The sequence below is a fragment of the Streptomyces agglomeratus genome (assembly GCF_001746415.1).
GTDB lineage: Bacteria > Actinomycetota > Actinomycetes > Streptomycetales > Streptomycetaceae > Streptomyces > Streptomyces agglomeratus.
In genome coordinates this window covers 3893386-3912094 of sequence record NZ_MEHJ01000001.1, presented here as the reverse complement: position 1 = coordinate 3912094, position 18709 = coordinate 3893386, and the positions used below count along the sequence as shown (strand labels likewise).

Below are 18709 nucleotides of genomic sequence, written 5' to 3'. Positions count from 1 at the left end.
CACGAAGCGTGATGATGCGGTCACCGTACAGCACCACGCCCAACTCCCGCATATGCCCAGCGAAATGCCCCCACCGACGGGTGAGGGCACTCGATTTCCGCTGTGTGGAGCGGTGCGTCAGGCGCGGGCGTACGAGACGAACGCGGCCCAGGACTCGGGAGCGACCGCCAACTGCGGGCCGTCGGTGACCTTGGAGTCCCGGACGTGGATGGCGGCGGGGTGCGCGGCGACCTCGACGCATTCGCCGCCCTCACGGCCGCTGTAGCTGGACTTGCGCCAGTCGTAGGCGACTTCGACGCACGTGCCGCCTTCAGCACCGCTGTAGCTGGACTTGAACCAGGTGAGCTCGTCGGTGTTCATCGGTCTCCCAGCATCTTCTCGATCAGGGCCAGCGACTCGCGGGACGTAAGAGCCTCCGCCCGGATCATTGCATAGCGATCCGCGAGTTCACGGACCTCCCGGGCGTCGGTGAACAGGTGCGGGTGGCCCTGGGCTTCTGTGTATCCGACCTGCTGCTCACCCTTGGTGGTCAACAGAGTGAGAGAGCCGTCCATGTTCGGGTGTTCCTCGCACTGTGTAGGCATCACCTGCAACTCCACGGTCCGCAGGCGACCGAACCGCAGCAGTTGCCGCAACTGCCCCTCGTGCACCGCGCGTCCGCCGATGGGCCGGCTGAGCACCGCCTCCTCGAAGACGAAACTGAACGTCGGCGAAGGCCATTGCTCGAAGACCTGCTGCCTCGACAGCCGGTCCGCCACCCGCTTCTCCACGATCTCTTCGCTCAGCAACGGCCGCCGCTGCGTGAAGATGGCCCGCGCGTATTCCTCGGTCTGAAGCAGTCCGTGCACAACCTGATTGCCGTAGTGCAGGAGTTGGACCGCCTCCGCCTCCAGTTTCGCGTAGTCCCGGTACCAATCGGGGTGTCGCGTTCGAGCCTTTTTCTGCGCCTCCCGTACGTCCGGGATCGCCGCCCGCAGCACCCCGCCCGCCTTCAGCGCGTCATCGGCCCGGTCCAGGAACTCCGGCTGCGGGTGTCCGTACGCCGCGTTCCATCGCGGAGATGAGGTCGAGCCCGCAGTGGGTCGCCGTCGCCAGGTCCTTCTGGCTCATGGCGAGGTTCTCGCGCAGGACCCGGACCTGTTTGCCGAGCGCGCGGAACAGGTGCGCGGTGCCGTCCGCCTCCGAGGGCAGCTCGGGGCGTGATTCCTGATGCGCGGATTCCGTCATGCCGTACCGCTTTCTCGGTCACGGCCGACGTGCCGTACATCGCGCCGTGCGTACCCGTACAGTTACCCAGCGTCCAACGGTTACTCCTGGTCAGGGTACGGCCGGGCAGACACGCTCTGTCACATGAACGCCGAAATCGCTTCCGTCACCGCCGAGTTCGTCCAGCGCTTCAGCTCCACCCGTCGCGGGGCCCGGCTCGCCCGCGTCCTCGCCGTCCAGCAGCTCGACGCCTGGGGCGTGCCCTTCGGCACGGGCCCTTCCGACGCCGTCGCCCTCGTCGTCGCCGAACTGGCCGCGAACGCGGTGACGCACGGTCACGTGGCCGGGCGGGACTTCGAGGTGCGTCTCCTGCTGCTCCGGGGAGGACGGGTCGTATCGAGGTGGCGGACACGCGCGGTGAGCGATGGCCGCGCGCCCGCCCCGGCGGGGACGGCGAGGGCGGGCGCGGACTGCTCGTGGTGGAGGCGCTGACGGACGCGCGGGGTGTGACGGAACGTCACGTCGGCAAGGTGGTGTGGGCGGACCTCGCCGTCACGTGAACCGGTCAGCCGCTCAGGGCCAGCCGGTCAGAGCCACTCAGCGGGTCAGCCGACCCGCAGCGCCGCGAGCTGCTCCGCGAACGGCACCACCGCTTCCTCGGTGGGCCGGCGCGTCCGGGCGCGCGACTCCATGAGCTCCGCCAGCTCGGCGCCCGCCCGCTCGATCCGGCGCGGAAGGTCGTCCGTACGGGAGTCTCCCTCCGAGCCCCAGTCCTCCGAGGCGGCGTACACCGCCGTCGGCACGACCAGCGCCCGCAGGTAGGCGAAGAGCGGGCGCATCGCGTGCTCCAGCACCAGGGAGTGGCGGGCCGTGCCGCCGGTCGCGGCGATGAGGACCGGCTTGCCGGCCAGGGCGGTGTTGTCGATCAGGTCGAAGAACGACTTGAACAGGCCGCTGTACGAGGCGGAGAACACGGGGGTGACGGCGATCAGTCCGTCCGCCTCCGTGACCGCGTCGATCGCGTCGGAGAGAACCGGGCTGGGGAAGCCCGTGACCAGGTGGTTCGCGATGGCGGTGGCCAGCTCCCGTACCTCGACGACCCGTACGTCGACGACCGGTACCTCGACGGCCGGCACGTCCGCGTCGCCCAGGGACGTGCGCGTCGCCTCCGCCAGCCGGTCCGCGAGGAGCCGGGTCGACGAGGGCACGCTCAGGCCCGCCGATACGACCACGAGCTTCATGCCGTCACCCCTTCCTGGGCGATCGCGGCGGCGACACGCGCCGCGTGGGTGGGACCGTCCGGCACCCGGGCCGGGCGGTTCTTGGCGAATTCCTTGCGGAGGACCGGCACGACCTCTTCGCCGAGCAGGTCGAGCTGCTCCAGCACCGTCTTGAGCGGCAGCCCGGCGTGGTCCATCAGGAAGAGCTGGCGCTGGTAGTCGCCGAAGCTCTCCCGGAATGTGAGCGTCTTCTCGATGACCTCCTGCGGCGAGCCGACGGTCAGCGGGGTCTGCTCGGTGAACTCCTCCAGGGAGGGGCCGTGCCCGTACACCGGCGCGTTGTCGAAGTACGGACGGAACTCGCGCACCGCGTCCTGCGAGTTCTTGCGCATGAACACCTGGCCGCCGAGCCCGACGATTGCCTGGTCCGGGGTGCCGTGGCCGTAGTGGGCGTAACGCTCGCGGTAGAGGTTGATCAGCCGGCGGAAGTGGTCCTTCGGCCAGAAGATGTTGTTCGCGAAGAAGCCGTCGCCGTAGTACGCCGCCTGCTCCGCGATCTCCGGGCTGCGGATGGAGCCGTGCCAGACGAAGGGCGGTACGCCGTCGAGCGGACGAGGGGTCGAGGTGAAGCCCTGGAGGGCCGTACGGAACTTGCCCTCCCAGTTCACGACGTCCTCGCGCCACAGCCGGTGCAGCAGGGCGTAATTCTCGACGGCGAGCGGGATGCCCTGGCGGATGTCCTGGCCGAACCACGGGTAGACGGGGCCGGTGTTGCCGCGCCCCATCATCAGGTCGACGCGGCCGTCGGCGAGGTGCTGGAGCATCGCGTAGTCCTCGGCGATCTTCACCGGGTCGTTGGTGGTGATCAGCGTGGTGGACGTCGACAGGATGATGTTCTCGGTGCGGGCCGCGATCCAGCCGAGCATCGTGGTGGGGGAGGACGGCACGAAGGGCGGGTTGTGGTGCTCGCCGGTCGCGAAGACGTCGAGCCCGACCTCCTCGGCCTTGAGCGCGATGGCCGTCATGGCCTTGATGCGCTCGTTCTCGCTGGGTGTCCTGCCCGTCGTGGGGTCGGTCGTCACATCACCGACGCTGAAGATCCCGAACTGCAACGCGCTCACCTCCGGGGTGGCGACCGTCCTGCGGCCTGTCGTTGAAAGTTTAACGACCGCTACAACGGTGCACGTCGCCCAGGTATTCCAGGGCCGCGCGACGGGTGTCGAGGGGTGCGCTTCGTGCGCAGGGCGCCTCCGTACTCCGGTGCCCACACGGCGCCCCCGCCCCCGCGACAGCCGGGCGGCGGAGGCCCGCTCACCGCCTCGGAGTTCCTCCGGCCCTCACCCGGTGGCCTGCGTCGCCGCCTCGCTCGGCTCGTCCGGGGACGGGAGGCCGGACGGGCGCAGGCCGGACGGCCCCAGGCCGGGCGTCCCGTCGGCTTCTCTCCCCGCCGCCTCCCGGCTGGCCTCGCCCCCGCTCTCACCCGCGCCCATCCCCCCGCCCTTTCCCTCGCCCGGGGCCTCGCCCCGGGCGCTCCGCTTTCCCCGCCGCATGCGCCAGACCAGTGGTTCCGTCCAGCGGGCCGCCAGGGGCCCCAGGATCACCAGGATCAGTACGTACGCCGTGGCGATCGGCCCGATCCGGGGCTCCGTCGCCACCGCCAGGCCCGCGATCACGATCGAGAACTCGCCTCGCGCCACCAGCGCCCCGCCCGCCCGCAGCCGGCCGCGCGGACCGATGTCCGCCCGCCTCGCGGCGTACCAGCCGGTGGCGATCTTCGTGAGCGCCGTCACGACCGCCAGCAGCAGTGCGGGCAGCAGCACCGGCGGAATGTCCGCCGGGTCGGTCGACAGTCCGAAGAAGACGAAGAAGACGGCCGCGAAGAGGTCCCGGAGCGGGGTGAGCAGCTTGTGCGCACCCTCCGCGACGTCCCCCGACAGCGCGATGCCGACCAGGAACGCCCCCACCGCCGCCGACACCTGCAACTGCTGCGCCACACCGGCCACCAGCACCGTCAGCCCCAGCACGACAAGCAGCAGCATCTCCGGGTTGTCCGACGACACCGCCCGGCTGATGAGACGACCGTGCCGCAGCGCGACGTACAGGACAAGACCGACCGTACCCAGCGCGATCACCAGCGCCACGCTGCCGCCCGCCAGACCGACGCCGGCGACCAGCGCCGTCAGCAGCGGCAGGTACACCGCCATCGACAGGTCCTCCATCACCAGGACCCCGAGGACAACCGGCGTCTCACGGTTACCGAGTCGGCCCAGGTCGGTGAGCACCTTGGCGATGACCCCCGACGACGAGATCCAGGTGACCCCGGCCAGCGCCACCGCCGCCACCGGCCCCCACCCCAGGAGGAGTGCGGCGACCGCGCCGGGTGTCGCGTTGAGTACGAAGTCGACCGCTCCCGACGGGCACTGGGTCTTGAGGCTGGTGACCAGCTCCGACGCGCTGTACTCCAGGCCCAGCAGGAGCAGCAGCAGGATGACGCCGATCTCGGCGCCGACCGCCACGAACGCCTCGCTCGCGTCGAGCGGCAGCAGCCCCCCGTGCCCGAACGCGAGCCCGGCCAGCAGGTAGAGCGGTATGGGGGAGAGGCCCACCCGCCCCGCCAGCCTGCCGATGAGACCGAGGGCCAGGATGACCGAGCCGAGCTCGATCAGCAGCGCGGTGGTGTTGTGCACGGCTCAGCCCCCCGCGATGATCTCGGCGAGCGCGTCGACGCCCTCGCGCGTGCCGACGACGACCAGCGTGTCCCCGATGGAGAGCCGGAAGTCCGGCCCCGGTGACGGCGTCGCGGTGGTCCGCCGGAGTACGGCGACGATCGACGCGCCGGTACGCGTGCGGGCCCGCGTGTCGGCGAGCGGCCTTCCGGCGTACGGCGACTTGCTCGTCACCGGGATGTGCTCGGTGACCAGGTCGATCCCGTCCGTGCGTACGGCGTCGATGGGAGCCGTGTCGATGAGATGCGCGAGGGCCGTGGCCTCGTCGGGCGACAGGGGCACGGAGAGCAGACAAGCGTCGGGATCGTCGCGGTCGTAGAAGCCGATGAAGCGCCGGCCGTCCTTGTGCACGACCACCGAGATGTGCTGGCCGTCCTCGGTGGTGAAGTCGTACTGCGTACCGACTCCCGGCAACGTGGTCCGCCGCGTGCCCATGGTCTGCCTCCCGGTGTCCCGCGCGGCCGGCGCATACGGACTTCCGGGCACGGCGGCCGGAAATCAGGACAGGGCGACCGGCTGCTTTGCCTTGGCATTACCTTACTCCGGGCCCGCGCGGCCTACCCGCCGGATGCTTCCTGCCTGATGGGCCCCGCCGGATGCGCCAGTCTCGACGGGCGCCCGCCCCTCCGGGCGCATGACGAAGGCGGCGGCGCCCCCCTCGGGGGACGCCGCCGCCCGGGCGGGGTCAGGGGCGGTGAGCGACCGCCGGGTCCTCGCCGCGGCTTTCACCGGCGTCGTCGGCCGCCTGCGACTGCTGCGGCTCGTGCGAGCCGGCGGACGCGGCGGCGGGCGGTTCGGACGAGCGGGCGACTTCGGCGCGCACCATGGCGTTCAGGGCGGCGTACGGGTCGATGGGCATGATGAACGTCCTTACGGTCGAGGGTGATCCAGCGCTGGAGCGGTCCTGAGCGCACGGCACGGCACGGACGTACCGGCCGAGCGGCTCTGACGGCACGGCACGGACGTACCGGCCGCGCCCGGCCCTCTCAGCAGCGCAACACCACCCACCGCCGCCCCCCGAGCGCCTCCGGCGCCTGGCGCGGCCCCTCCACCGGCCCGTCGAGGGCCGGGTGCCGAACGGCCGCCGTACGCCGGTACGACGCCACCGCGCCCGCCGCCCGCCCTCTGCTCCCGCTCCGCACGTGCGCCCGCCGGGAACCGCGGGCGCTCTCCCCGGCACCCCGCACTTCGCTGTCGGCGGCGTCCGACGGCTGGCCCTCCGCACCGGGCCCCGACCCGGAACCGGCAGGCGCCACTTCGCCCACCACACCCCACACGGGTGACCGGGCGGGCCCGGACGACCCCGGTGCCCCGGCCGGCCCCAGCACCGCGGCGAAGACCGCGGTGAGCACCAGCAGCACCGTCAGCGCGCCACTCGGCGCGCCGCAGCGCACCGCGCGTGGGACGTGGCGCATCGCAGGCATGTGGCTCTCGTCCCACGGGCGGGCGGGTTCCTAGCCGTACGCCGCCCAAGTCCCCTCCACCGGGCTAGCGCACGCCGTAAGACGTTCGTCACCGCGATACCGAGGCCGTCACCACCTCGTACGCCGCTGAAGGGCAACAAGGGCGACCAGAACTACGCGCTGCCGGCCGGCCTGGACCTCAAGGGCCGCCCGGCCTATCCCGGCAGCCACATGGCGAACACCACGACACTGCCCCCGGAACCACCCGAGGCACCGGCGCCACCCTCGTCGCAACCCACACCAGCCACACCGTTCGTACCAGCACCAGCAGCACCAGCACCAGCACCAGCACCACGAGTGATCACCAGCCGGTCGGTGATGAGCCGCGTCAGCCACAGCCCCCGTCCGCAGTGGCTGCCGGCCAGCCCCGGCGCAAGCTCCGGGATGACCGAGGAGGCGAAGCCGGGCCCCGAGTCGCTGACCGTGCATTCCAGAGCGCCGGGCGAACCCGGCGACCGGTGGAGCACCAGCCTGCCGCTCCCGCCGCCGTGCTCGACGGCGTTCGTCGCCACCGCGTCCGCGGCGAGGACGAAGTCGCCCCGCCGGGGCTCCGGGAGCCCCGCCCAGGCGGCGTACTGGTCGACGAGTACACGCAGCCGGGGTATGTCCTCCTGGGTGAAGTCGAACTCGAGCAGCGGCTCCCGCGGCCCGCCGTTGCTGAGGTGCACCCCTTCCGTCACCATGCCCGGACCACCTCCGTCAGCGTGAGGCGCCGTACCCGCTCCGAGCCGAGCCGGCGCAGCAGCACTGCCTGCGCGGTGGCGCAGCGGACCTCGACGCCGTCGTGCCCTGCGGCACCGGCGACGTGGTCGATGAGGTCGAGGGCGCAGCGTACGCCGAGAAAGTGCAGAGGCATCAGGTCCACCAGCAGCCGCCGGGATCCGGCGGTGCGCTCCAGTGCGTCGGTCAGGGCGGTCAGGAAGGTGTCGCGGGTGGCGTGGTCGGCCTCGCCCGCGATGCGGACCGACTCCCGCGTCCGTACGACCCGGAGTTCACCCAGCGACCCGAGCAGAGAACGCGGGTGCGCGTCCGACATCACGTCGAGCACGTCACCGTCGAACGCGCGCCGGTCGTAGGAACAAACCTCGTTGTACGGGCGCCCCTCGAACAGATGCTCGGCGTGGGACTCGCGGTACATCATCGTCTCGATGTCGGCGCCGAGGTCCGCCACCCAGTGCATGTCGATGAACGCCCGCAACCCCCGGTAGCCCTGCGCGACGGCGAGCGCCGTCTCCTCGCGGAGCCGCTCCCACTGCCGCTCGGGGGTGAACGCGCGGTCGGGCCGGACCAGTGCGATGCGCGCATGCTGCTGTGCGTCAGCTGCCCCCGCCCACGGGCCTCGGCGAGCAGCCGGCCGGTCGCGTCCAGGCGCGCGCGTACGACGTCGGGGTCGAGCTGCGGCGCCGGGAACACGATCACTTTCTCACCACGCGCCAGACCGGTACGGGCGTACGTGATGAGCGCCTCCCAGTTGGCCTCGTCGTCCTCGTAGCTGAGGAACGCGTGGTCCCCGGAACGCATCCCCTGTACGGGAATCAGGCCCGGATGCGCGTCAGCCCGTTTGTGCATCGTGTGTGCAGGTCCCTTCTCGCCGTCCGCCCAACCCTATGGATAGCGGAAGGAGTTGCGTAGCCGTACCGGAAGTCGCGGGACGGCACCCGAACGAAACAGGAACCGGCGCTCTCAAGCCCGCCCCCGGCCCGAAAACACCTGACACACACCGGGGCGCGGCCTAGGCTTGACCCACGGCATCGCGTGTCGGTCACCGTCCGGGTGAGGCATGGAGGTAGCCTGTGAGTTTGCCTTACGGAGGCATTCCACAGTGTCAGTGCAGCTGAATCACACCATCGTTCACTCCCGGGACAACCGGGAATCCGCCGAGTTCTACGCCCACATCCTGGGCCTGGAGATCTCGGCCGAGTGGGGCCCGTTCATCGCCGTCGAGCTGAGCAACGGCGTCACCCTGGACTTCGCGACGGTCCCGGCGGAGTCGATCACCGTCCAGCACTACGCCTTCCTCGTCACGGAGGAAGAGTTCGACGGCATTTTCCAGCGCGTCAAGGACGCCGGGATCACGTACTACGCCGATCCGCACGGCAAGCGGCCGGGCGAGATCAACCGCAACGACGGCGGTCGGGGCGTGTACTTCATGGACCCGGCCGGCCACGGCCTGGAAGCGATCACGCGCCCGTACGGCAGCGGGGCCTGAGGCACAACGGCCTGACCAGGGGGCGGGGCCGGGAGACCACTCTTCCGGCCCCGCCCTTCACCCGTCGCCCTTCACCCTTCGCCCGTCACTCGTCCCGCGGCGCGTAGTGGCTCAGGAACATGTCCACGCCACCGGTGATCAGGCGCTCGGTGAGGCTGTCGTCGATGGTGGTGCCGTACGCGCCGAAGACCACGTGCGGGAAGACCAGCAGGGCGTAGAGCTGGATGATCGCGGTCTCCAGGTCCGGAATGACGAGCCGCCCCTGCTCCGCCAGGCTGCGCAGCGCGCCCGCGACCGCCGGGTGGTGCCCCTCGGGCCCGTGGCCCTGCCACGCCTTGCCGAGTTCGGGAAAGCGGTGCAGCTCGGCCGCGACGAGGTTGCGCAGGGCGATGACGTCCTGATTGGTCCTCAGGGCGTTCACCCAGGTCCTGGCCGCGTCGACGAGCGCGGTACGGAGGTCCTCGGCCTCGGCGAGGTCTTCGAGGGCGGCGGCCGACGCGCTGCCGAGCGGCTCGTCGAGGGCCTCGGTGATGACGGCGGTGAAGAGCGCCTCTTTGCTGCCGAAGTGGTTGTAGACGGTCACCTTGGACACGCCCGCCCCGGCGGCGATGGCGTCCATGCCGACGCCGAACCCCTCCCGCAGAAACGCCTCGCGCGCGGCCCGGACGATCGCCTGCCGCTTGAGAGCGGCGCGGGGACCGCTGGGGCCCGGCTTGCTGTCCACGCTCATGCGATCACTATAACATTCAACTGAACTGAACAGTTGAGTTCAGTTGAACTGATCGGTACAGTACATTTCAACTTCCATCCCTCCCCTGGACGTGAACCGTGACCTCGACCACCAGCGCACCCCCACCCCTCGCCTCCGGCGCCCCGCCCGGCAGCCGGCGGTGGCTCACCCTCTCCGTGCTCGGCGTCAGCCTGTTCGTCGTGGGCCTCGACACCACGGTCCTGAACGTCGCCCTGCCCACGCTGGTGAGCGAACTGGGCGCGTCCACCAGCCAGCTCCAGTGGATCGTCGACAGCTACCTCCTCATGGCGGGCAGTCTGGTGCTCTTCTGCGGCAGCCTGGCCGACCGCCTGGGCCGCAAATGGGTGTTCATGGCCGGCCTGGGGCTCTTCACGGCGGCCTCGGTGGCGGCCGCGTACGCCGGATCGGTCACGACGCTGATCGTGGCGCGGGGCGTCATGGGCATCGGCGAGGCGCTGATCATGCCGGCGACCCTCGCGGTCATCGGCAACGTCTTCCCGCGAGGCGCCGAACGTACGAAGGCGATCGGGATCTGGTCGGCGGCGGTCGGCGCCGGAACAGTGGTGGGCCCCATGGTGGGCGGCTGGCTGCTGAGCCACTTCTGGTGGGGATCGGTGTTCCTGATCAACCTGCCGATCGGCATCGCGGGCCTGGTGGCGGCGGCCTACCTCGTCCCGAACTCCCTCTCCGCCACACCTCGGCGGCCCGACGTGCCGGGCGCGCTGCTGTCCATGGCCGCCGTGGCCAGTGTGCTGTGGGGGGTGATCGAGGGCCCGGCCAAGGGCTGGACCAGCCCGGCCGTACTCACCGCGTTCGGCGTGGGCGCCCTGCTGCTGGCAGCCTTCGTCGCGCACCAGCGGACCGGCGCGGCCCCGATGCTGCCCCTGCGCATCTTCCGCCACCGGGCCCTGGCGGCCGGCGACGTCCTCGCCCTGCTGGGCGCCTTCGCTCTCATCGGCACCCTGTTCATCGCCGTCCAGTACCTCCAGTTCGTGCTCGGGTACGACGCCGGGGAGACCGGCCTGCGCCTGGGGCCGGCAGCCGTCACGCTGCTGATCGCGGGCCCGCTCGCGGGCGTACTGGCGCCACGGATCGGTGTACGGGTCGTCTCGGCGACGGGCCTGGCCCTCCTGCTGGGAGCGGCGGTGGTCCTGGGCACGACCACACCCTCGGACGGCTACCCGCGCGTACTGATGTCGCTGCTGCTCCTGGGAGCGGGCGCCGGGTTCGTCATCACGTCCACGAGCGACGCCATCGTCGGCTCGCTCCCGGAGGCGGACCTGGGCATCGGCTCCGCCACCAACAGCGCGTCCATCCAGCTCGGCTCGGCGATCGGCGTCGCCGTCACCGGCAGCCTGCTGTCCGACCGTTACGCGGCAGCCCTGGCCGACACCCCCGAAGCCCGCGCCGTACTCGCCGACGCGCTGGCGTCCGCCGGGGAATCCCTGGGGACGGCCCTGGCGACCGCCCAGCACCTGCCGGCCGAAGCGGGCCGCGCCTTCGCCGAAGCGGCCCGGCGGGCGTTCATCGACGGCATGACCCCGGCGATGGCCGCGGCAGCGGCGGTAACCGCCCTGGGCGTGGCAGTGGCTCTGCTTTTCGCCCCCCGCAAGCCCACTCCCGAGAAGGACTGACGATGCCCCCCACCCCACCCGCCGACCGCCCCGACGCCACGGTGCCGACCCCGGAGCCCGCCCGTCCGGCCACCACCCCGCAGTCGCGTGCCACGGTGGCGGGAGGGGACGTGCCGGGGCGCTCCCCGCAGGGTGTCGAACGCAACGAGCCAGGGGGAAGCACCCCGCCGAACGTTCGGCTCCCGAGGAGACGCCCCGGCGCGGCACCGACCCCGGAACCCGCCCACCCCGCCACCCCGCCACCGCCCGCCCAGACCCACCACGCCGACGCCCACCACGGCCACGCCCACCACCACGACCACCACGCCCCACCCCCCGCCCCCGCCGCTGGCTCATGCTCGTCATCGTCTGCGTGGCTCAGTTCATGCTGATCCTCGACGTCACCGTCGTGAACGTCGCCCTGCCCGACATGGCAGCCGACCTCCACCTCGGCCGGGCCACCCTGACCTGGGTCGTCACCGCGTACACCCTCTGCTTCGGCGGCCTGATGCTCCTGGGAGGCCGGCTCGGCGACGCGTTCGGCGCGCGCCGCACCCTCGTCGCCGGGCTGTCGGTCTTCACCGCCGCCTCCCTGGTCACCGGCCTGGCCGAAACCGCCCCGGTCCTGCTGGGCGGCCGCATCGCCCAGGGAGTCGGCGCGGCCCTGCTGTCCCCCGCCGCGCTCGCCCTGGTCACGACCACCTTCCACGGAAAGGAGCGGAACAAGGCCCTGGGCGTCTGGGCCGCCATCGGAGGCACAGGTTCCGCGGCCGGTGTCCTGCTCGGCGGAGCCCTGACCGCCGGACCGGGCTGGCAGTGGGTGTTCTACGTGAACGTCCCCGTCGGCATCGCCCTGCTCGCCGCCGTACCCGCCTTCGTCCCGGCCCGCACCCCGCGGCCCGCCCGGCTCGACGTGCCCGGCGCACTCCTGGTCACCGCGGGCACCGGCTCACTCATCTACGGCCTGGTCAAGGCGGGCGACGCCGGCTGGGCGGCCCCCGCCACCCTGGTCCCGCTGGCCGGAGCCGCCGTCCTCTACGCCCTCTTCGCCGTCGTGGAACGCGTCACCCCCGTCCCCCTGATGGACCTCAGGATGTTCACCCGGCGCCCGGTACTCGCCGGCGCGTTCCTGATGCTGACCGCCACCGCGCTGCTCATCGCGTACTTCTTCCTCGGCTCCCTCTACCTCCAGCACGCCCGCGGCCTCGGCCCCCTGCGGACCGGCCTGGTGTTCCTGCCCGTCGCGGTCGCCATCGGCATCGGCGCCCACCTGGGTTCGCGCCTGGTCGGCAGAATCGGCAGCCGTACGACAGCGGTCGCCGGCATGGCGGTCGCCGCAGCCGGCACGGTGCCCCTCACCCGGCTCACCACCGACGGCAGCGTGTACGCGACGCTCCTCCCCGGCCTGGTTGTGGCGTCCCTCGGCATCGGCGCGGTGTTCGTGACCGCCACCGCGACCGCGCTGGCCATGGTGGACCACCATGAGGCGGGCCTCGCCTCCGGCGTCGTGAACACCTTCCACGAGGTGGGCGGTTCGATCGGCGTGGCCGTCGTCTCCACCGTCGCCGCGGCCGGCATCGAGGGCGGAATGGAAGCGGCCACCGGGTCCGCCACCGCGTCCACCACCGGCTTCACCGCCGCCTTCACCGTCTGCGCGCTGGCCGCGGCGGCGAGCGCGGCCGTGGCCCTGGCCCTGGTCCCGCGAGGAAAACCGCAGATGACGAACGGCCCGCACGTGCACTGAACCGCACCCCGAATCCCCGGAGCCGCCACTCCATTTCCGCACGCGCGAGCTATACGTCATTACATCGGGCGAACGTTGTAAGAGCCCGTCCGGGTGGGCGCGTATAAAGGTTGCCGGACGAACTCGGAGGAGCGACGAGTGGCCAGTGCGACAGATGCCGTCAGCACGCTGATGGTGCAGAAATTCGGAGTAGACCCGGCGGCCGTCCGTCCCGAGATCCCGCTCTACGAATTGCGTATGGATTCACTCGCACTGGAAGAATTCCGCATCCTCATCGAGGAGCAGCTGAATATCGACCTGGAGGACGCCACCCTGACCTCACGGAACACCGTGGGTGAACTGGTGGAACTCGTACACACCAGGACCCTCGGATGACCATGAGCGAACCCCGGACGAACCCGCCCTTCACGGCGGCGGTGACAGGGCTGGGCCTCGTCACAGCGGCAGGGGTCGGTACCGACGAGGCGTGGCGAAACGTCACGCGGGGTGAAGTCCGCGCCTCGTCCGTGGGCCGGCGCGACGAACTGCGCGACCTCCCGTGCGACTTCATGTACGGCATCCCGGTGGACGACCTCGACACCGAGCAGCTCCTCGGCGTCGCGGCCCAGCGCCTGATGGACCGTTTTTCCCAACTCGCCGTACTGGCCGCACGGGAGGCGGTGGCAGACGCCGGCCTGGACCCCTCCGTCTGGGAGAGCGGCAGGGTCGCGGTCGTCATCGGAAGCGCCCACGGCGGTCTCCCCTTCTACGACGAGCAGCACACCGCACTGACCACCAAGGGCCCGCGCCGGGTCTCCCCCAAGCTCGCGCCGCTGACGGTGGTCAACAGCGCGGCCAGCAGTGTCTGCATGGACCTCGGCGTCCGCGGACCGAGCCTGGCCGTCTCCACCGCCTGCTCGTCCGGCACGGTGGCGATCGGCACCGCCCACCAGATGCTGCGTACGGGTGCCTGCGACATCGCCGTCGCCGGCGGCGCGGAGTCGGTGTGCTCGCGGCTGCTGATCGCCAGCGCGTGCCAGATGAGGGCGGTGTCGACCCGCCGGGAGGACCCCGCCGCGGCCTGCCGCCCGTTCGACGCGGACCGCGACGGCTTCGTGGTGGGCGAGGGCTCCGGGCTGCTCGTCATGGAACGCCCCGAGCACGCCAGGGCGCGCGGCGCCCGGGTCCGGGCGGGCATCGCCGGCTACGGGGCGTCCAGCGACTCGTACTCGGCCGTCGCACCCGATCCCGAGGGCAAGGGCATCGAGAGCGCGCTGCGGACCGCGCTGACGGACGCGGGCGTCTCCCCCTCCGAAATCGGCCACGTCAACGCCCACGGCACGTCCACCGTGTTCAACGACCTCATCGAGGCGACGATGCTGCACCGGGTCCTGGGCTCCGGTCCCCTCGTCACCTCGACCAAGGCCATGACGGGCCACACCCTGGGCGCGGCCGGCGGGATCGAGACCGCGCTGACCGTGCTCGCCCTGGAGAACCAACTCGTCCCGCCGACAGCCAACCTGGACGCACTCGACCCCCGCATCCCGGTCGAGGTGGTCGCCAAGGCCGCACGCCCCGCCGCGTTCGACTGCGCGGTCAAGACCTCGCTCGGCTTCGGCGGCCACAACGCCGCGCTCGTCCTCACCCGCGGCTGACCGCACCCGCACCGCACCCGCACCCGAGCCCCACAGCGACCGCATCCCCACGCCCCCGCCCGCAGCCCGCCGCCCCGCCGGGAACCCGGCCGCACCCACCCCGCACGTCGAGAAGGAGAAGGAGCATGCCCGAGGAAACCGTTCGCTCGCTGTCGGTGGACGGGCTGCGCTACTCCTACCGGGTGCTGCGGCGGACCGGCCCAGACACCGGACCGCACACCGAACCGGTCGTCGTCCTCGGCGGCGCCTTGCAGGGAATGCTCGGCTGGCCCCAGATGGACGGGCGCCTCGGCCCGGTCGCGAACGTGGTGACCGCGGACCTGCCGGGCATGGGCAGCGCGGCGCCCCTGCCGCCGGGCCCGAGCGCGGACATCCTGTGCGCCGCCGTCACCCGGATCATCGACGATCTCGGCGTACCGCGCGTCAATCTCTTCGGCTTCTCGTACGGCGCCGCGCTCGCCTTCCGCTGCGCCCAGCACAACCCGGGCCGTATCGCCCGGCTGATGCTCGGCGGGGTCCCCGCGCACATCACGGAAGCCCAGCGGGCCCACTGGCAGTGCGCCACCGACCGGCTCGCCGCCGGGGACAGGGAGGGCTTCGCGACCCTGGTCACGGAGGCCCTGATGTGTCTCGACCCGGACCGGTACGTCGCCCGCCGCGACCTCGCGTACCGGTACGTGAGGCGGTCGATGCTGCACGCGGTCGAGCACTCCCCGCACGCCGCGGACTCCATGTTCCGCTCCCTCGGGGACCGGCCGGACTTCTCGGGCGGCCTGTCCGGAGTCCCGGCGCTGGTCTTCACCGGGGAGCACGACACGGTGACGTCGGCGGAGCGCCAGCGGGCGTTCGCCGCGACCATCCGGGGGAGCCGCTTCACCACCATCCGGGACGCCGACCACTGGGTCGTACTCGAAAAGGCGGACGAGGTCGCGGAATTGGTACTGCGCTTCTTCACCGACCGCCCGCTGGAGCCGGCCGGGTACCTGAGCGCGGTGCCGCACCAGAGTCACCCGGGTGTCCGGCCGCGGCCGTGACCTGCGGCGGCCGGGACCGTTGGCAGGACATGAAGACACCCAGCACGGCCGCCGTCGCCGGTGCCGCCGCAGCGCTCGTCACCGGTCTGGCGGCGGTTCTCGCGGGGCCCGCCCCGCTGGCTCTGGCCGATCAGCCCGACCGCCCGGCGCGCCTGCCGATCGAACTTCCCGACGTGGGTCACGAGAGCTTCCAAGGCATCGACAAGGCGCTCCAGTGCTGACAGAGCGTGCGGGAAAAGTTGCGGAGTGTGTTCACCGGTTGCACGGTGGCGTTGTCCCCACTCCGTAACCCCTCACGTAAGGACACTCGCATGGCGTTCGGCTCGGCCGGGGGCGCGATAGCGGCTCCGGTACCGGCCTCCGTAACGGCGCCGGCCGCCTCCGGAGACCCGCTGCCCGGCGCCGACAAGCTCACCCCGCAGGTCAAACTGCTGAGTGAGATGGGCGGGGTGGTGGCCCCCGTCACCCGCCTCCTCGACGCCGTGATCGCAGGGGGCGGCAAGCTGCCGCCCGAGGAGACCGCCAAGCACACCAAGGCGATCGACGAAGCCCTGAAGGCCCTCCCCAAGGCCCCCGGAACGGCCCTCGAAGTCCCGGCCGGACCGACCCCGGAACTGCCCTCCGTGGTGGCTCCCCGCGCCGCCGACGCGGGCCTGGAGCTCAAGGTCAAGGCGGTCGCCGACCTGCGCACCAAGGTCGACGTACTGCTCAAGGCCGCTGAGAAGGGCGACGCGGCGAAGGTGAAGGAGGCGGTCACGGCCACGATCACCGCCGTCCTCAACGTGGTCGTCAGCATCGTCGTCGGCGGCGGTCTCCCGGCTCCGGACCTCGCCGGTCTGCCCCCGCTGCACAAGGTTCCCGGCGCCGACGCGCCCAAGGCCCCCGGCTCGCCCGTCTGATCCCCCCGGCGACGCCTGCCCCTACCCGGTTCTCCCTGTTGGGGGGACCGGGCATTGGCGTACCGATGGCAATTCCCGCCCCGCCGGGCCGAAATGGAAGTTAGGGCGTTCGGGTGACGGTGGAAAGATAGCTTCTTTTATGGAGTTTCCTCGCTGGAAGCGGATCGTTACCGATGACGACGGCGACGCTACGGGCGTGAAGAAACAGACTCGTGCAGCGCGAAGGACGTGGCTGTGTAGGGTGTCGCCGCCGGAAAGGTTCTTAAAGTGAAGTACATGAAGAGCGCCGCATTCATCGCCGGCTCGCTCCTGGCCGTCGGTGTCGCCTCCCCGGCCATCGCCGACTCCGGTGCGAACGGTGACGTCAAGGGCAACCCGGGTGTCATCTCCGGCAACAACGTGCAGGTCCCGATCCACATCCCGGTGAACGTCTGCGGCAACACCGTGAACATCATCGCGCTGCTGAACCCGGCCTTCGGCAACGAGTGCATCAACAAGTAGTTCCCAGTCCGAACCGCTAGATGTTCGGTCGCGGTCGGCCCCCCGAGCGCACGCCATGCGCTCGGGGGCTAACTCGACCTCCCTCATCGCGCGCGAGCAATCGGCTCGTCCGCAGGCATGAAAGACAGGGAACGGCAAAGTGCGACAGGTTTTGAGCAGGGGCGTGTTCGCTGCGGCGGCGGCCTCCGGACTCCTCGCCATGACCGGGGGTACCGCTCTGGCGGACTCCGGGGCCGAGGGGGACACTTCCAACTCGCCGGGTGCTGTGTCCGGCAACAACGTTCAGGCGCCTGTACACGTTCCGGTGAACGCGTGCGGCAACACCATCAACATCATCGCGCTCCTGAACCCGGCCTTCGGCAACGAGTGCGTCAATGGCAAGCCGTCGAAGCCGCACAAGCCGGGCCACGGGAACCCCGGTCACGGGAACCCCGGTCACGGTGACCCCGGCCACGGGAACCCCGGTCATGGGAACCCGGGCCACGGTGACCCCGGCCACGGCAACCCCTCTGGTGGCGGCCACCCCGGTAACGAGCACCCCGGCGGCGGCAACCCCGGTGACAACCCGGACAGCAAGCCGCCGGTCGGCGGGCACCCCGGTGACGAGGGTCCGGACGAGGAGCGCCCGGACGACGAGCGCCCCGGTGGCGGTCACCCGGGTGACGAGCCGCCCCGCCACGAGCCGCCCCACCAGGAGCACCCCGGCGACGACGACTGCGAGGAGCCCCCGGCCGAGGAGCCCCCGGGCGAGACTCCGCCCGGCAACGGCCCGCCCGTCGAGGAGCCCCCGGCCCACGAGCCGCCGGTCCACCAGCCGCCGGCCGAGGAGCTGCCCACCGAAGAGGTGCCGGCCGACGAGCCGTCCGAGGAGCCCCGCGCCCAGGAGCCGCCCGCCGAGGTGCTCCCGGCCGCGCAGGAGGCCCCGAGCCTGGCCGACACGGGCGCCGGTGAGCTGGGAGCCGCCGCCGCGATCAGCGTCGCGCTGCTCGGTGGCGGTGTGCTGATGTTCCGTCGTGCCAGGGCCGCCCAGGTCTGAGCCCAGTACGCACGACAGCACGGTACGGAGCGGGTTCCCCGGAACCCGCTCCGTTCGCGTGTCCGGGGACGGCCGGGTCCTTGTTCCGGTGTCCGCATCCGAGTGAATCGCCAAGAACGGCGTACGACTTCAGTTTCTCACCGTCCGGGCCTTCGTTAGTCATGGTGTAAGTGGCATGGAACAGCAGCGTGGGAATGTCACGGGATTCGTAGTTCGCGGATTACGCCAGCACGAAGAGGGATTACTTGTATGAAGTACATGAAGGCCGCCTCGGCCATTGCCGTTTCGATGATGGCCGCCGGAACGGCCGCGGGAACGGCGTCTGCGACCGAAGCCGCCGACTACCGGGCGATGAGCCTGAACTCGGGTGTGCAGCAGCTGACCGACGCTCTGAACACCCACCAGCCCGTCGACTCCACCGTCCAGCCCCTCCTGCACACCGCGACCGACACCGCGCAGGCCGTCAACGAGGCCAGGAACGGCGACCCCTCGAAGCTCCTGGGCAACGCCGGGGAGGTCGCGAAGACGGCGGCTCCCATGCTCGGCGGGATGCCCGCCGGGGGCTGACAGCCTCCCGCGTTCCCCGCGGTGCCGGAAGGCCGGCGCGTACACCGTCTCTCCCGGTGTGTGCGCCGGCCTTCCGGCGTGTCCGGCCCGCCCGCCTGTACGTCCC

General features: G+C 71.4%; 21 protein-coding genes and 3 pseudogenes. 12 read left to right on the top strand and 12 right to left on the bottom strand.

The genetic code is table 11. From position 1 onward, the window contains the following. Positions 1-117: 117 nt before the first annotated feature. Together AS594_RS16935 and AS594_RS16930 are read right to left on the bottom strand one after the other, a co-directional pair. Positions 118-360, bottom strand: a complete 243-nt coding sequence (locus AS594_RS16935) for a DUF397 domain-containing protein (RefSeq protein ID WP_069932692.1) — start codon at positions 358-360, stop codon at positions 118-120. Further along, a pseudogene (locus AS594_RS16930) lies at positions 357-1227 on the bottom strand (helix-turn-helix domain-containing protein). Before AS594_RS16930 ends, AS594_RS16935 begins: the two are co-directional and overlap by 4 nt. Before the next feature lie 123 nt (positions 1228-1350). Here AS594_RS16930 and AS594_RS16925 point away from each other — a divergent pair. Further along, a pseudogene (locus AS594_RS16925) lies at positions 1351-1766 on the top strand (ATP-binding protein). Between the two features lie 45 nt (positions 1767-1811). Here the strand turns inward: AS594_RS16925 and AS594_RS16920 are convergent. From AS594_RS16920 to AS594_RS47260, 9 genes and pseudogenes are all read right to left on the bottom strand, one after another. Continuing rightward, complete coding sequence (locus tag AS594_RS16920; RefSeq protein WP_069932693.1) at positions 1812-2447, bottom strand: FMN reductase; 636 nt, start codon at positions 2445-2447, stop codon at positions 1812-1814. Beyond that, on the bottom strand, positions 2444-3538 hold the full coding sequence (locus AS594_RS16915) for an LLM class flavin-dependent oxidoreductase (RefSeq protein WP_069927840.1): 1095 nt from the start codon (positions 3536-3538) through the stop codon (positions 2444-2446). The genes AS594_RS16920 and AS594_RS16915 overlap by 4 nt, the downstream gene beginning before the upstream one ends. Positions 3539-3763: 225 nt before the next feature. Continuing rightward, entirely contained in the window at positions 3764-5113 is a 1350-nt protein-coding gene (locus AS594_RS16910) for a cation:proton antiporter (protein ID WP_240509030.1), read from the bottom strand. A 3-nt stretch (positions 5114-5116) separates the two neighbouring features. Then, positions 5117-5587 (bottom strand): cation:proton antiporter regulatory subunit, encoded by a 471-nt coding sequence (locus AS594_RS16905; protein ID WP_069927839.1) that lies wholly within the window; start codon positions 5585-5587, stop codon positions 5117-5119. A gap of 250 nt (positions 5588-5837) precedes the next feature. Continuing rightward, on the bottom strand, positions 5838-6011 hold the full coding sequence (locus tag AS594_RS44695) for a hypothetical protein (protein WP_167367942.1): 174 nt from the start codon (positions 6009-6011) through the stop codon (positions 5838-5840). Positions 6012-6138: 127 nt separating this feature from the next. Then, positions 6139-6576 carry a hypothetical protein gene (locus tag AS594_RS16900; protein ID WP_069932695.1) on the bottom strand — a complete coding sequence of 146 codons (438 nt, stop codon included), beginning with the start codon at positions 6574-6576 and terminating at the stop codon, positions 6139-6141. Positions 6577-6770: 194 nt separating this feature from the next. Next, positions 6771-7298 carry an ATP-binding protein gene (locus tag AS594_RS16895; protein ID WP_069932696.1) on the bottom strand — a complete coding sequence of 176 codons (528 nt, stop codon included), beginning with the start codon at positions 7296-7298 and terminating at the stop codon, positions 6771-6773. After that, positions 7292-7906: an MEDS domain-containing protein gene (locus tag AS594_RS16890; protein WP_276207466.1), complete on the bottom strand. Its 615-nt coding sequence runs from the start codon at positions 7904-7906 to the stop codon at positions 7292-7294. The genes AS594_RS16895 and AS594_RS16890 overlap by 7 nt, the downstream gene beginning before the upstream one ends. A 68-nt stretch (positions 7907-7974) precedes the next feature. Next, positions 7975-8136: pseudogene (locus AS594_RS47260) on the bottom strand (MEDS domain-containing protein); the annotation flags it as partial. Between the two features lie 301 nt (positions 8137-8437). Between AS594_RS47260 and AS594_RS16885 the strand changes: the two are divergent. Continuing rightward, positions 8438-8824, top strand: a complete 387-nt coding sequence (locus tag AS594_RS16885) for a VOC family protein (RefSeq protein WP_069932697.1) — start codon at positions 8438-8440, stop codon at positions 8822-8824. A gap of 85 nt (positions 8825-8909) precedes the next feature. Here AS594_RS16885 and AS594_RS16880 read toward each other — a convergent pair whose 3' ends face one another. After that, positions 8910-9554, bottom strand: coding sequence for a TetR/AcrR family transcriptional regulator (locus AS594_RS16880; protein ID WP_069932698.1), 645 nt, complete (start codon positions 9552-9554; stop codon positions 8910-8912). Between the two features lie 98 nt (positions 9555-9652). On the opposite strand from AS594_RS16880, the gene AS594_RS16875 reads away from it, so the two are divergent. The 10 genes from AS594_RS16875 (at position 9653) to AS594_RS16830 (ending at position 18603) form a co-directional block, all read left to right on the top strand. Then, entirely contained in the window at positions 9653-11209 is a 1557-nt protein-coding gene (locus tag AS594_RS16875; protein ID WP_079148180.1) for a DHA2 family efflux MFS transporter permease subunit, read from the top strand. A gap of 334 nt (positions 11210-11543) precedes the next feature. After that, positions 11544-12932 carry an MFS transporter gene (locus tag AS594_RS16870; protein ID WP_069933890.1) on the top strand — a complete coding sequence of 463 codons (1389 nt, stop codon included), beginning with the start codon at positions 11544-11546 and terminating at the stop codon, positions 12930-12932. A gap of 138 nt (positions 12933-13070) precedes the next feature. Further along, on the top strand, positions 13071-13307 hold the full coding sequence (locus AS594_RS16865; RefSeq protein ID WP_256096909.1) for an acyl carrier protein: 237 nt from the start codon (positions 13071-13073) through the stop codon (positions 13305-13307). A 2-nt stretch (positions 13308-13309) separates the two neighbouring features. Next, on the top strand, positions 13310-14566 hold the full coding sequence (locus tag AS594_RS16860; protein WP_107358092.1) for a beta-ketoacyl-[acyl-carrier-protein] synthase family protein: 1257 nt from the start codon (positions 13310-13312) through the stop codon (positions 14564-14566). A gap of 125 nt (positions 14567-14691) precedes the next feature. Further along, complete coding sequence (locus AS594_RS16855; protein WP_069932699.1) at positions 14692-15600, top strand: alpha/beta fold hydrolase; 909 nt, start codon at positions 14692-14694, stop codon at positions 15598-15600. 29 nt (positions 15601-15629) lie between these two features. Beyond that, positions 15630-15821, top strand: a complete 192-nt coding sequence (locus AS594_RS16850) for a hypothetical protein (RefSeq protein ID WP_069932700.1) — start codon at positions 15630-15632, stop codon at positions 15819-15821. Positions 15822-15911: 90 nt separating this feature from the next. Continuing rightward, positions 15912-16499, top strand: a complete 588-nt coding sequence (locus tag AS594_RS16845; RefSeq protein WP_069932701.1) for a hypothetical protein — start codon at positions 15912-15914, stop codon at positions 16497-16499. Positions 16500-16766: 267 nt separating this feature from the next. Next, positions 16767-17000: a chaplin gene (locus AS594_RS16840; RefSeq protein ID WP_069927830.1), complete on the top strand. Its 234-nt coding sequence runs from the start codon at positions 16767-16769 to the stop codon at positions 16998-17000. A gap of 139 nt (positions 17001-17139) precedes the next feature. After that, positions 17140-18036, top strand: coding sequence for a chaplin family protein (locus AS594_RS16835; RefSeq protein WP_240509029.1), 897 nt, complete (start codon positions 17140-17142; stop codon positions 18034-18036). Between the two features lie 249 nt (positions 18037-18285). Further along, a complete protein-coding gene (locus tag AS594_RS16830) occupies positions 18286-18603 on the top strand; it encodes a hypothetical protein (RefSeq protein ID WP_069932703.1) in 318 nt (105 codons plus the stop codon). Positions 18604-18709 lie beyond the last annotated feature (106 nt).